The 13,170-nt window shown below is 57.9% G+C and carries 11 protein-coding genes; 5 read left to right on the forward strand and 6 right to left on the reverse strand.

The genetic code is table 11. The features are described from left to right. Positions 1–227 precede the first annotated feature (227 nt). Both tkt and M2366_RS05780 read left to right on the forward strand, forming a co-directional pair. Positions 228–2,219: a transketolase gene (gene tkt / locus M2366_RS05775; RefSeq protein WP_259269192.1), complete on the forward strand. Its 1,992-nt coding sequence runs from the start codon at positions 228–230 to the stop codon at positions 2,217–2,219. 158 nt (positions 2,220–2,377) lie between these two features. Next, entirely contained in the window at positions 2,378–3,754 is a 1,377-nt protein-coding gene (locus M2366_RS05780; protein ID WP_259269193.1) for a hypothetical protein, read from the forward strand. Positions 3,755–3,861: 107 nt separating this feature from the next. On the opposite strand, the gene M2366_RS05785 is transcribed toward M2366_RS05780, so the two are convergent. Continuing rightward, entirely contained in the window at positions 3,862–5,127 is a 1,266-nt protein-coding gene (locus tag M2366_RS05785) for a RidA family protein (RefSeq protein WP_259269194.1), read from the reverse strand. Between the two features lie 407 nt (positions 5,128–5,534). Between M2366_RS05785 and M2366_RS05790 the strand changes: the two genes are divergently transcribed. Beyond that, entirely contained in the window at positions 5,535–5,816 is a 282-nt protein-coding gene (locus M2366_RS05790) for a hypothetical protein (RefSeq protein ID WP_259269195.1), read from the forward strand. 91 nt (positions 5,817–5,907) lie between these two features. Here M2366_RS05790 and M2366_RS05795 read toward each other — a convergent pair whose 3' ends face one another. Next, complete coding sequence (locus M2366_RS05795) at positions 5,908–7,113, reverse strand: anhydro-N-acetylmuramic acid kinase (RefSeq protein ID WP_259269196.1); 1,206 nt, start codon at positions 7,111–7,113, stop codon at positions 5,908–5,910. A gap of 97 nt (positions 7,114–7,210) precedes the next feature. Continuing rightward, positions 7,211–8,512 (reverse strand): peptidoglycan DD-metalloendopeptidase family protein, encoded by a 1,302-nt coding sequence (locus M2366_RS05800; protein ID WP_224431063.1) that lies wholly within the window; start codon positions 8,510–8,512, stop codon positions 7,211–7,213. Between the two features lie 112 nt (positions 8,513–8,624). On the opposite strand from M2366_RS05800, the gene tyrS reads away from it, so the two are divergent. Further along, the gene (gene tyrS, locus M2366_RS05805; protein ID WP_259269197.1) at positions 8,625–9,824 is read left to right on the forward strand and encodes a tyrosine--tRNA ligase; all 1,200 of its coding nucleotides are present in this window, start codon (positions 8,625–8,627) and stop codon (positions 9,822–9,824) included. Between the two features lie 123 nt (positions 9,825–9,947). Here tyrS and M2366_RS05810 read toward each other — a convergent pair whose 3' ends face one another. Beyond that, complete coding sequence (locus M2366_RS05810) at positions 9,948–10,505, reverse strand: DJ-1 family glyoxalase III (RefSeq protein ID WP_259269198.1); 558 nt, start codon at positions 10,503–10,505, stop codon at positions 9,948–9,950. A gap of 36 nt (positions 10,506–10,541) precedes the next feature. Beyond that, complete coding sequence (locus M2366_RS05815) at positions 10,542–11,477, reverse strand: ketopantoate reductase family protein (RefSeq protein WP_259269199.1); 936 nt, start codon at positions 11,475–11,477, stop codon at positions 10,542–10,544. A gap of 195 nt (positions 11,478–11,672) precedes the next feature. Here M2366_RS05815 and M2366_RS05820 point away from each other — a divergent pair, with 195 nt between their 5' ends. Further along, positions 11,673–12,155: a YajQ family cyclic di-GMP-binding protein gene (locus M2366_RS05820; RefSeq protein ID WP_042040804.1), complete on the forward strand. Its 483-nt coding sequence runs from the start codon at positions 11,673–11,675 to the stop codon at positions 12,153–12,155. Between the two features lie 102 nt (positions 12,156–12,257). On the opposite strand, the gene M2366_RS05825 is transcribed toward M2366_RS05820, so the two are convergent. Beyond that, the gene (locus M2366_RS05825) at positions 12,258–13,064 is read right to left on the reverse strand and encodes an outer membrane protein OmpK (protein ID WP_224431060.1); all 807 of its coding nucleotides are present in this window, start codon (positions 13,062–13,064) and stop codon (positions 12,258–12,260) included. Positions 13,065–13,170 lie beyond the last annotated feature (106 nt).

Raw genomic sequence — 13,170 nt, forward strand, 5'->3', positions numbered from 1 at the left:
GGAGGGTGATTGCCAGCACTATTTTGGTTTGGTGCCAGCTGTGGCCAGCCTTACCCATAAAGGGTTGCAAATGGCCGCAACGCGAATCGTTTGCCGGGGCAAGAAAAGCGACTGCGCTCCCAAAGCCACTTTATTCGCCCAGATAATATTTGCACCTCGCCCGCCCTGCTGGGACAATAACGCGCCTTAATCTTGGCCATCAAATGAAGCAATCGCAGGAGATACAGATGCCTTCTCGTAAAGAGCTTGCCAATGCCATTCGCGCATTGAGTATGGATGCCGTACAAAAAGCCAACTCCGGTCACCCGGGCGCCCCCATGGGAATGGCAGATATCGCCGAAGTGCTGTGGCGTGGCCACCTCAAGCACAACCCGAACAACCCCAAGTGGGCCGACCGCGACCGTTTCGTGCTGTCCAACGGCCACGGCTCCATGCTGATTTACTCCCTGCTGCATCTCTCCGGTTACGACCTCACCATCGATGACCTGAAAAACTTCCGCCAACTGCACTCTCGCACCCCGGGTCACCCTGAGTACGGTTATGCCCCTGGCATCGAAACCACCACTGGCCCGCTGGGTCAGGGCATCACCAATGCCGTGGGCATGGCGATCGCTGAAAAATCCATGGCCGAGCAGTTCAACCAGCCGGGTCACGACATCGTCGACCATTACACCTACGCCTTCATGGGCGACGGCTGCCTGATGGAAGGTATCTCCCACGAGGCTTGCTCCCTGGCCGGTACCCTGCAGCTTGGCAAACTGATCGCCTTCTGGGATGACAACGGCATCTCCATCGACGGTCATGTGGAAGGCTGGTTCACCGACGACACCCCCAAGCGTTTCGAAGCCTACGGCTGGCACGTCATCCCTGCGGTTGACGGTCACAGCCCGGAAGCCATCAACGCTGCCATCGAAGCCGCCAAGGCCGAGACCGGCAAGCCGACCCTGATCTGCTGCCGCACCATCATCGGCTACGGCTCCCCGAACAAGTCCGGCTCCCACGATTGCCACGGCGCACCGCTGGGCAACGACGAGATCGCCGCCGCCCGTGCCTTCCTGAAGTGGGATCACGCGCCCTTCGTCATCCCGTCCGAGATCGCCGCCGAGTGGAATGCCCAGGAGAAAGGCACCAAGCTCGAGTCCGACTGGGCTGCCAAGTTTGCCGCCTATGAAGCCGCGCACCCGACCCTGGCTGCCGAATTCAAGCGCCGTACCGCAGGCGAGCTGCCGGCCAACTGGGCCGCTGAATCTGCCAAGATCATCGAAACCCTGCAAGCCAACCCGGCCAAGATAGCGACCCGTAAAGCGTCCCAGAATTCCCTGGAAGCCTTCGGCAAGCTGCTGCCCGAGTTCATGGGTGGTTCCGCCGATCTGGCGCCGTCCAACCTGACCATGTGGTCCGGCTCCAAGTCTCTGACGCCCGAGAGCGCGGCAGGCAACTACATCCACTACGGCGTGCGCGAGTTCGCCATGTCCGCCATCATGAACGGCATCGCCCTGCACGGTGGTTTCATCCCCTACGGCGCCACCTTCCTGATGTTCATGGAGTACGCCCGCAACGCCCTGCGCATGGCCGCCCTGATGAAGCAGCGCGCCATCTTCGTTTACACCCACGACTCCATCGGTCTGGGTGAAGATGGCCCGACTCACCAGCCGGTAGAGCAGATAGCCTCCCTGCGTCTGACCCCGAACATGAGCACCTGGCGCCCATGTGACCAGGTGGAATCCGCCATCGCCTGGAAGCACGCCATCGAGCGTATGGACGGCCCGACTGCGCTGATCTTCTCTCGTCAGAACCTGCCCCAGATGGACCGCAGCGCCCAGCAATTGGCCGATACCGCCAAGGGTGGTTATGTGCTGAAAGATTGCGCCGGTACCCCGGAGCTTCTCCTGATCGCCACCGGTTCCGAAGTGGAGCTGGCCGTGGCCGCCTATGAGCAGCTGACCGCCAAGGGCCGCGCCGTGCGTGTGGTTTCCCTGCCAGCCACCGACGTGTTCGACGCACAAAGCGCCGAGTACAAGGAGTCCGTGCTGCCGTCCAGCGTCACCAAGCGTGTCGCCATCGAAGCGGGTATCGCCGACTACTGGTACAAGTACGTGGGCTTTGGCGGCAAGATCATCGGTATGACCACCTTTGGTGAGTCCGCCCCGGCCGAGCTGCTGTTCAAGGAATTCGGCTTTACCGTGGAAAACGTGGTTGCGACCGCAGAGTCCCTGTAATTCCTGATTGCTTTTTTCTGAACTGAAAAGCGCCTCCCTCGGGAGGCGCTTTTTTTATTGCCATTTATAAATTTTTATGAATATATTATAAATAATATTGATAGGGTTGCGAGTAATGCAGAAGGTTAAAGTTTAATAAATTAAAAATAAGGATAGATATGGGAAAAATCTCTTTTACCGAAAGAGAAATACAAGATTACATTTGGAGTAATCGTGAGCGCTTTGACTCGTTCTTAGATGACCCTGTAGGTTTAGATATTTTTGAATTTGAAAATGATTTATCAAATGTTTCTGCACAGAACTTAATAAAAAATAGAATTAATAAAAAGCTAGAGGGGTTTCACTCCAAGCTATGCAGCATTAAATTAATTGGGTGTGAAGTTCCTTTAGAACAGCAATCAAATTCAACGATTAGAGCTGATTTTTTAGCTACATTTCCTGGGGATACTGGGATAGGAATTATAGAGCTAAAGAAAAGTGAACAGACTGAAAGACAAGCATTTACTGAGTTGCTTGCATATTCAAATCATCTTACTACATTATTTCCTGCTATGAGTAGGGAAGATAGTGTTTATATTCTGATATCACCAATGGAAACACGTATCGCGCGAGATGCTGTCATTCAAACGTTAACATTTGATAATCGAAAAATAGTTGCTTTGATACCATATTTTGACGATCCAGGTAATATATCCTCTTTGAGGCTGAAGTTATGGATTCCGACAGATAATGAGTTAGCAACGTTCGGTCATGTTATTTTTAAAGAAGATAACTTTAGTGTTTGTAAAATTGTCTGGGAGTATGATGAAGATCGTTGGGATGCTCCTAAGGGAGAAGATCCCTCTGCTGAATTCAGAGAACAGTTCAATAGTATATCGACTATTGCCGCTCAGAGAATGGAAGAATCAGGGATTCATGGTTTTGTATATTGCTCTCAACTTTGGTCAGAGCTATCTGAAAAGCTCCCGTATACCAACTCCCTCGTATTAGTAGGATTAAACCCTTATGCTGCAGCAAGTGCGCAGTACTTAGTCGATAATGAAAAAATTAAACCAAGCGAGATTCCTACGCCACTAGAATATTTACCAAATATTTGTGATTTAATTAAGAAGGGAGTCCCAAACGATGACAATGAAGATACTATGTTTGATTTATACTCGGTTTGGAGCTCTCAACTGTTTATCATAGGGCGGGATGTGGTTGAAGCCGTCACCCAAACAACCGATGGGAGAAAAGGTGATATTGATCACGGATTTTTAGATTGGGAAGCATATCAAAGGTCACTTATAGAAGATGTCTATTGCCATAACTTTCTTGTCAGACCAACTGGATTATTAAGACGGTTATATGAAGATATAACAGATCTAGATTATAAAGCATGTCATTATAATGGACTCACTGAACATCCAATTCATGGTGATATGCCATATCTTGGAGTTGACTATCTAACCTCACAATATTATTTCAGATCCTTCATAAGAAGAATGTTTCATCTCGATGAGGCTGAGCTCGTAGGTTCGATTAGCGAAGCATAATCGGACGTTCGCATTTTTAATACAATACCCTGAAAATAATGTCCCTTCGTATTACCTAAAAAGAGACCGGCATATAGCCGGTCTCTTTTTATTATTGAAAGCAACCTTTACACCTGCGGCGGGGTACTTTCCGCATTGGAGAGCACTGCATCCATCTGCACCAAGGCGCCGGCGGGCAGTTCACTCACCCCAATGACGGTGCGGGCCGGCAGATAGCTCGGGAAATACTGGGTGTAGATGGCGTTTACTGCGTCCAGATCCTCGATGTTTTTCAGCTGGATATTGACCTTGACGATATCGTCCATCCCGTGGCCGATGCTCTCCACGATGGTCTCGATATGGTCGAGGCACTGGGCAGTCTGCTCCTTGATACAGCCGGTCAGCACCTTGCCGGTGGCCATGTCGATCGGCAGCTGGCCGGCAATATGGTTGTAGTGGGAGAAGGCGACGCTCTGGCAATGGAGCGGGCTGCGTGGTGCCTTGTCGGTATTGCGGGCGCGGATCACCAGGTTGTGCCTGTCTTCCACCAGCTGGGGCGGGGTGCCGTCACCGTGGGAGATGACCGCATCCATCTGCACCCGGGCACCCATGGGCAGGGCCGTTGCGCTGACAACGGAGCGAGCGGGCAGATAAGCCACGGCGCGAGCGATGGCGGAGTCCGGGAAGAAGGTGCTGTAGACCTCGTCGACGGCGCCCTGATCCGCGAGGCTGGTCAGGTAGACAGTCACCTTGACGATGTCGTCAAAGGGCACGTCGACGCTTTCCAGAACGGCCTTGATGTTGCTCAGGCACTGGGCCGCCTGCTCCTTGATACCGCCGGCAACCAGCTTGCCCGATGCCCCGTCGACGGGCAGCTGGGCCCCGATGTTGTTGTAGTGGGAGAAGGCAACGGTATGGGTCGAGAGCGGGTTGTGCGGTGCCTTGTCGCTGTTACGGGCGAGTTTTACCAGGGCGCAGGGGGCTTGTGGGAAGGTGCCTTCGCCGTTGGAGAGCAGGGCGTCCATCTGAATGGCGGCGCCGAGCGGCAGACCGGCCACGGCCAGCACGGTGCGGGTCGGCAGATAGCCCGGGAAAAATTCGCGATAAACGCTGTTGACCGCCTCCAGATCCCCCATGTCTTTCAGGAATATGGTGGCTTTGACCATATCGTCCATCACGTGGCCGATGCTCTCTATGATCGCCTTGAGGTTATTCAGGCACTGTCTGGCCTGCGCCTGGATATCGCCACTCACCAGCTTGCCGGTCTTGGGATCGACGGGCAGTTGCGCCGAAATATTGTTGTAGTGGGAGAAGGCCACGCTCTGGGTGCAGGGGCTCAGATCCTGGGGGGCATTGGGGGTATTTCTGGCTGACTTGATGATGGTACCACTCATGGCGATACTCCTTTCTCTTTATTGATGTAGGGTCAACGCCTTCCTTCCTCGTTTGCCGCACGCCTCGCTTTATTTCGGCAACAGTTGCCCGCTCCCGACGAATGACGACGGGTGATACGGAAAACAGTCATCGCTGTTTCGAGTCTTGCTTCGACGTCGCCTGGGTGGGCGAGCGGCTGATGGAGAAATGGATCGGGTTGATGATTCAGACAGGGGGATTCTATGGGGGGCCGACCAGGGGATGCAAACCGGGATCGCATTTCTATGAGGTGGCTCAATGCTCTGAAATATAGCTAAAATGCGGTTCAATTCACGATATATAACGGCTGGCCGGGTGTCATAACGCGCCTTATAAGGGAAATGGCCGCAGTGCGTGGGTTTGTACCGGGCCGTCGTTGATCAATTCTGTGAATAAAGGGTTAATCATCGGCAATATTTTGCTGTTCATGCACTTCAATATGAATGGCTATGCATTTTATGCCCATGAACGGGGCTGTCAGCAACATCAAAAATATGCTAGCCAATGTCCGTTTTCGACCCTTGAAACAGAGGCGGGAATTATCATTCACCCAGGCTGCATGACGACGATGTCATTGACGCAAGCGAGCCGCCGCAATCAACCAATACGGGCTGCATATGACATTCAGATTTATGCAATGAAATTGCAGCGGGAAAAAGAGGGGGAATGAACAAGGTCGATAACATCTGCCGGCAGAGCCGGATAATGACAGAGAGGGCGGCATGTGCCGCCCTCTCTGTTCGTGTGCGCTGGTTGCCCGCTCAGGCGGGATAGAGGGCACCGAGCACCGCTGGTCGGCTGGCGCCGGTGACAGCGGGCAGGTTGCCTGGCTGGCGCGCAATGAAGCGCTGTGCCAGCCAGGCAAAGGCGGCCCCTTCCACCCAGTCGGGGGCGAGCCCCAGCTCGGCCGTGCTGGCGATGCGCCAGCGGGGCAGCAGGGCCGCCAGCTCGGCCAGCAGCGGGTCATTATGGGCACCGCCGCCGCAGACAAACAGCTCGGCCAGCAGGGGGCCGTTGTGGGCGCCGCCGCCGCAGACAAACAGCTCGGCCTGGGGGGGGGGGTCATCCGCTCCCGTTGCAAGCACGGGCAACTGGCGGGCGATGCTGTGGCAGCTCAGCGCCTGCAGGGTGCGCTGCACATCCACGGGGGCATAGGCGCCACCGGCCAGCTCGTGGTCTAGCCATTCCAGGGTAAACATCTCCCGCCCCGTGCTCTTGGGCCAGGGGGCGGCGAAGTAAGGATGGGCCAGCAGCCGGGCCAGCAGGTCGGGGACAAGGGCGCCGCTGGCGGCCCAGCGACCACCGGCATCATAGTCGCCGCCTTGCGGGTTGTGGCGGCGATACCAGCCATCGAGCAGGGTGTTGGCGGGGCCGGTATCGAAGCCATAGACGTTTAAACCAGAGCCGTTTAAACCAGCGCCCTCAGCGCCATCGGCATGACCCGGCAGCACCGAGATATTGGCGATGCCGCCGAGGTTCAGTACCACCCGCAGGGCACCCGGCTTGGCGAACAGCGCCTGATGGAAGGCGGGCACCAGGGGCGCGCCCTGACCACCGAGGGCCATGTCAGCGGTGCGAAAATCGGCGATGACGTCGATACCGGTCAGCGCCGCCAACAAGGCAGCGTTGCCGATCTGCAGGGTAAAGCCGAGGGCCGGGCGATGGCGGATGGTCTGACCGTGGTTGCCGATGGCGCGAATATCACAAGGTGCAAGCCCTGCCTTGGCGAGCAGGGCCTGGGTGGCGGCGGCAAATTCACGGGCCACCAGGTTATCGGCCACCCCCATGCGATCGATTTCGTTCTCCCCCGGAGTGCAGAGGGTGTGCAGCGCGTGAGCCGTGTCATCGGGCCAGGGATGGCACAGCGCCGCCTCGACCCGCACGCCATCCCCATCCGTCTCTATCAGCACCGCATCGATGCCATCCAGACTGGTGCCGGACATCAGACCCAAGTAACGTTCCGCCATCTGAGGGCTCCTTGTCATTGCTTGTGATAACCGCTTTGCCTGTCGCCATACCGGCGATGGCTGCTGCTTGCTCCCCGTGATCCGGGTGAGCTTTGACTCAGGATCCATCCCGGCGCTGGGCAAGCTGAGGCTCTGAGCGCTCCAGCTTGGCGAGTTGCAGCAGGGCCTGGGCCTTGAACTGGCTCAACTCGCGGCCGCTGAGGGTTTCTGCCTGAGGCAGGGTCAGGGTGCGCGGGTTCTTGTGTACCCCGGCGACCAGGAATTCGTAGTGCAGATGGGCGCCCGTGACCCGGCCCGTGCTGCCCAGCAGACCTATGGTCTGTCCCTGCTTCACTCGCTGACCCTTGTTGACGGTGCGCTTGGAGAGGTGCAGATATTTGGTCACATAGTTGCCGGCATGCTTGATAAACACATAGTTGCCGTTGAACTGGTTGTAACCGGCGGCCACCACGCTCCCCGACCCCGAGGCCATGATGGGGGTGCCCACGGGGGCCACGTAGTCGATGCCGTTGTGGGGGCGCACCTTGCCGGTGACCGGGTGCAGGCGACGCGGGTTGAAGTTGGAGCTGATGTACTTGAAGTTGACCGGCGCGCGCAGGAAGCTCTTGCGCATCGCCTTGCCCGCCGGGGTGTAGTAGTTGCCATCATCGCTCAGCACGGCGCGGTAGGCCTCGCCCTGGTTGACGAACTCGGCGGCCAGAATATCGCCGGAGGCGACCCGCTCCTCATCCTGGTATTTCTCCTCGAACAGCACCCGGAAGCTGTCCCCCGGTTGCAAGTCCTGGGCAAAGTCGATGTCCCAGCCGAAGATGGCGGCCAAATCCATGATTTGATCCTCGGTCATGCCCGCTTCGACGGCGGCGCCCCAGAAGCTGGAGCGGATATTGCCCTGGGCCCAGTTTTCACGGGTGTCGAGCTCGAGGCGAACCGCTTTGGCCACGAAGCCATCTTCCCGTCGGTTGACCTTGAGCGCCTGCTCCAGGCTGTGGGGGTAATAGAGGCTCTGCAGTTCGCCGCCCTGGGTGAGTTTGAAGGTCAGCTCCTGACCAGGTTTGAGCATGCGCAGCGGATCGGCGGCCGCGAGCTGATCGATGAGGTGCAGATCTGCCGTGCCGAGGCCCAGACGCTGGAAGATGACCCCCATGTTGTCGCCGCTGCGAACCTTGACCTGCTTGGTGACATAAAGAGGCTTGGCCGGGCGGACAGTCTGCTCCAGTGCGAGGCGATCCTGCTCGTCTGGCAACTCGTCGCGGGTCCGACTTGCGGCATGCTCATCGACCCGGGTGGCGACGGCCTGCTCGCCGGGCCAGGCGGCCAGCATCATCACCAGGATGCTCAGAATAAGCACCATCTTGCGGTGCCAGAGGGGAAGAGCGTTGAAGGTGTGCCAAATATGCATGAGAAAAGGGCGTGAAGTCGGGCGGAATCAGCGGATTTTACAGGCTTTCCAATTGTCTCGCCATTCCAGTAATATGTCTGGCCCTGTGGAATCGTGATTGGAGAGTCAAAAAATGTCCCAGCTCGAGGTGGCGCTAGCCGAGATCAAGCGCGGAGCGGAAGAAATTCTGGTTGAAGAAGAACTGGTTGCCAAGTTGAAGGAAGGGCGCCCGCTGCGCATCAAGCTGGGCATGGACCCGACGGCTCCGGACATTCACCTGGGTCATACCGTGATCCTCAACAAGCTGAAGACCTTCCAGGATCTGGGCCATGAGATCATCTTGCTGATCGGCGACTTCACCGCCATGGTGGGGGATCCCTCCGGCAAGAACAGCACTCGCCCGCCGCTCTCCGAAGAGGCCATCAAGTACAACGCCCTCACCTATGCGGAGCAGGCGTTCAAGATTTTGGATCCCGCCAAGACCCGCATCGAGTACAACTCCAGCTGGCTGGGTGAGCTCGGCGCCACCGGCATGATCAAGCTGGCGGCCAAGCAGACCGTGGCCCGCATGATGGAGCGCGACGACTTCAAGAAGCGCTACAGCAGCGGCCAGTCCATCGCCATCCACGAATTCCTTTATCCGCTGCTGCAAGGCTATGACTCGGTCGCGCTCAAGGCGGATGTCGAGCTCGGCGGTACCGATCAGAAGTTCAACCTGCTGATGGGTCGCGAGCTGCAAAAAGATGCCGGCATGGCCGCCCAGTGCGTGCTGATGATGCCGCTCTTGGTGGGCCTGGATGGCGTCAAGAAGATGTCCAAGTCTGCCGCCAACTACATAGGCGTGCACGACGCCCCGGGGGAGATGTTCGGCAAGATCATGTCCATCACCGACACCCTGATGTGGAACTACTACGAGCTGCTCTCCTCCCGCCCGCTGGCGGACATCGAAGGCTTCAAGGCCGGCATCGAAGCCGGGACCCTGAACCCGCGCGATGTTAAGATCTGGCTGGCGAAAGAGATCATCGCCCGTTATCACGACGAGGCGGCGGCCGAGGCGGCCCACGAAGACTTCACCCAGCGTTTCTCCAAGAACGCCATCCCGGACGAGATGCCGGAAGTCGAACTGGCCCTGGAAGGGGACGGCCTGGCCATCGCCAACCTGCTCAAAGACGCCGGCCTGGTGGAGACCACCTCCGAGGCACTGCGGATGATCAAGCAGGGCGCGGTCAAGGTGGATGGCGACAAGCTGGACGATGGCAAGGCGCTGATCGCTGCCGGCACCGCCGTCTATCAGGTCGGCAAGCGCAAGTTTGCCCGGGTGACGGTGAAGTAAGCGCTTCCCCTCCGCCAGCCGGATCAGGCTGGTCCTGAGATCAGAAAGGCCTCCCTCGCGGAGGCCTTTTCGTTGGCGATGTCGCTTCGGCAAGCTGATGGGTCGATCCAGTGGCCATTTCTCTTAAAGGATCATCGGGCCCGCCACGGCCTCGGCCGCAGTGGCGCCACGCAGCACCTGCACCAGGGTGAGGGCAAACTCGATGGCCGTCCCCGGTCCCTGGCTGGTCACCAGTCGCGCGCCCTTGTCTATCACCACCCGCTCATGGCGGAGTTGGGCGGCGGGGATCTGGGCCCAAAAGCCGGGATGGCAGGTGACGCTGGCTTGCCCCAGCAGCTGATGGGGCAGCAGCACCACGGCGGGGGCGGCGCACAGTGCCGCGCGCCAGCGACCGTTCGCGGCTTGTTCGCGCAGCAGACCGATGGCGCGGCTGTTATCGCGGATGCATTCGCTGCCGGGCAGGCCGCCGGGCACCACTATCATCTCGAACTCCTCTTGCGGCAGCTCGTAGAGATGGCAGTCGGCGACCAGCTGAACCCCGCGTGAGGCGCGAATTTGGCGCAGGCCCAAAGGGCAGCAGGAGGCGAGCAGCACCGCTATGTTGGCGCGCACCAGCACATCCAGGATGGCAACGGTTTCTATCTCCTCCGAGCCGGGGGCGACCAATACCAAGACACTCATGGGGGACTCCTGCTCCGGTTGAGGACTAAAGGTGGATCAGCGCTCGGCCTGGTGGCGATCCTTGACGGCCTGATAGAGGCCCTGGTTGACCGGTACCATGATGCCGTGGAGGCGCGCCTTGGCCAGCAGGAAGCCGGTGATGGCCTCTATCTCAGTCTCTTTGCCCTGCTCCAGATCCTGCTGCATGGAAGAGTAGTTGTCCGCGGTCAGTCCGGCGACCGATTGTACCCGCCGCGCCAGCTCCTCGTGGGTCGTGGCAATGCCTTCAGCATTCATGACATCGGCCACCTCGATGCAGACTTGCTGCAAGGTGTCGGCAAAGCGTGGACCTGTCAGCTCGCCATTCTTGATGCGATAGAGGGCGGTGAGGGGGTTGATGGCGCAGTTGATGGCGAGCTTGTGCCATTGGCGGGCGAGGATCTGCTCGTCCCAGCCCGCCTGGCCCAGGGCCTGGGCAAGGCGGTCTGCCAGATGGGCGAAGTGGCGCCCCTGCTCGTTGACCGGGCCTAGCCAAGTCTCGCCCCGGCCAGTGTGGCGGAACACGAAGTGACCCTGCTGCAGGGCGCCATGGCTGGTGACACCCGCGATGATGGGGTTCTCTGCAAACAGCTCGGCGACCCGCTCGGCCACCCCCATGCCGTTGTGCAGCAGCACTATGGGCACAGACTTGTCCAGCTTGCCGACCAGGGGCTGCAAGGCGGGGATCACCTGATCCGCCTTGGTCATCACCAACAGGCGACGGATGGGGGGGTTATCGGCCAGGAAACCCCTGGCAATGCTGATCAGCCCATGCTGGCCATCCAGCCCGGTAAAGTCGATGACGGGGTGCAGTGTCGCTCTGTGGCGCTCGCGTAGCAGCACCTGAGTCGGTTGGCCGGATTGGGTCAGCAGGGCGGCGAAGACGCCGCCGAGTGCGCCACAACCGAGCAGGGACCAGGAGGGGGGGAGGGGGGATTGAGATCCGCTTGGCATGATATGACTCGATCAAGAGGGTGGGCCATTCGACCTGGAGAGGTGCCCGAATGGCGATGGGGTGGACACTCATGGGTCTCACCTGTCGGCAATGGCAAGGATTCTAACAGAGCGCCTTTATCGAAATCAGCAAATTTGCCGGTTTTCTGGTAGATTTGCCCCCTCATAACGAACGCAACATGAGGAGCCCCGGCCATGCCGTCATTCGATATTGTCTCTGAAGTCAAAATGAACGAGGTGTTGAACGCAGTCGACAACGCCAATCGTGAACTGGCCACCCGATTCGATTTTCGCGGTGTAGAAGCCAGCTTCGAGATGGCCAAGGAAGAGGTCAAGCTGGAGGCCGATGCCGACTTCCAACTCAAGCAGATGGTAGAGATACTGCGCGCAGCCCTGCTCAAGCGCAACATCGAAAACAGTTCAATGGAGGCGGGCGATAGCGTCCACTCCGGCAAGCGTTTCCATCTGAACGTCAAGTTCAAGCAAGGGATCGAGAAAGAGGTCGCCAAGAAGCTGGTGAAGCTCATCAAGGATTCCAAGATCAAGGTGCAGGTCGCCATTCAGGGCGATGAAGTGCGCGTCACCGGCAAGAAGCGTGACGACTTGCAAGAGGCCATGGCCCTGGTGCGTGGCGCCGAGCTGGGTCAGCCTATGCAGTTCCAGAATTTCCGCGACTGATCCCGGGGGAAGAGGGTTCGGCCCTCTTTTTCTGCGCATTGCGCCATAAAAAAACCGGAGCCCAGGGCTCCGGTTTTTCGTTTCTGCGTGCTACGGGTTCGATTAGAACTTGTAGGTCACGGAGAAGTAGTGACCGAAACCAGTGGTTTTCAGGCCGTAGGTACCGTTCTGGATACCGTAGATGTCGTTGAAGTACTTCAGGCCGTAACCGACAGCGTAGCGGTCGGAGTGCCAGTACAGGCCGTTGAACATGGCGGTACCGTCGGTGGAAGTGTCCTTGGCATCAAACAGGTGATCCAGGTAGCCCTGATAGGCGACGAAGCTGCCGTTGCTGAAGGTGTAGAAGGGCTTGAACCAGTTCATGGAGAACTGATAGCCGTTCCAGCCTTGCTCGCCAGAGCCTTCGTTGACGTGACGTGCGTACAGGTTCATGCCCACTTTGCCGAACCAAGGTACTTGTACGTCGGCACCCAGACCAGTCATGGCTTCAAACAGGCCATCCGGACCACCCACGTTGACCAGGTTGGCAATGTAGACTTCTTGCACCGGACCGAAGGAGAGATCTTTGCCGGTCATGGCATCGATGGACAGGCGTGGGGCGAACTTGATGAACAGGTTGTCGCTGTCATGCTTGTCGTCGTGCTTGCTCTGGAAGATGTCGAACACGTCGACGTAACCGTACAGGTCAAAGATACCGGAGCGACCACCAAATTCCATTTCGAAGTAGGTGTCGTTGTAACCACCTTCGGATTCGCTGTAAGGCAGCTGATCGATGGTGTGCATGACGTTGAACTGGAACCACTTGTAGTCGTTCTTGTGGATGTCACCGCTATAGTCGGCAGCCATAGCCGGAGTGGCGGATGCTGCCAGCAAGCCTGCCGCGATCAGAGTCTTGTTCAATTTGGCCATTTTATTGGTCTCTTGTGCGTTTAGTTGAGGTTTTCCGTAGCCTGCCCACAAGGAGCGGAGGGATTCTAGCCAATTAATTTCCGCGGATAAACGATCAAGAGGGAAC

The organism is Aeromonas sp. BIGb0405 (genome assembly GCF_024807335.1).
Taxonomy (GTDB): domain Bacteria; phylum Pseudomonadota; class Gammaproteobacteria; order Enterobacterales; family Aeromonadaceae; genus Aeromonas; species Aeromonas rivuli.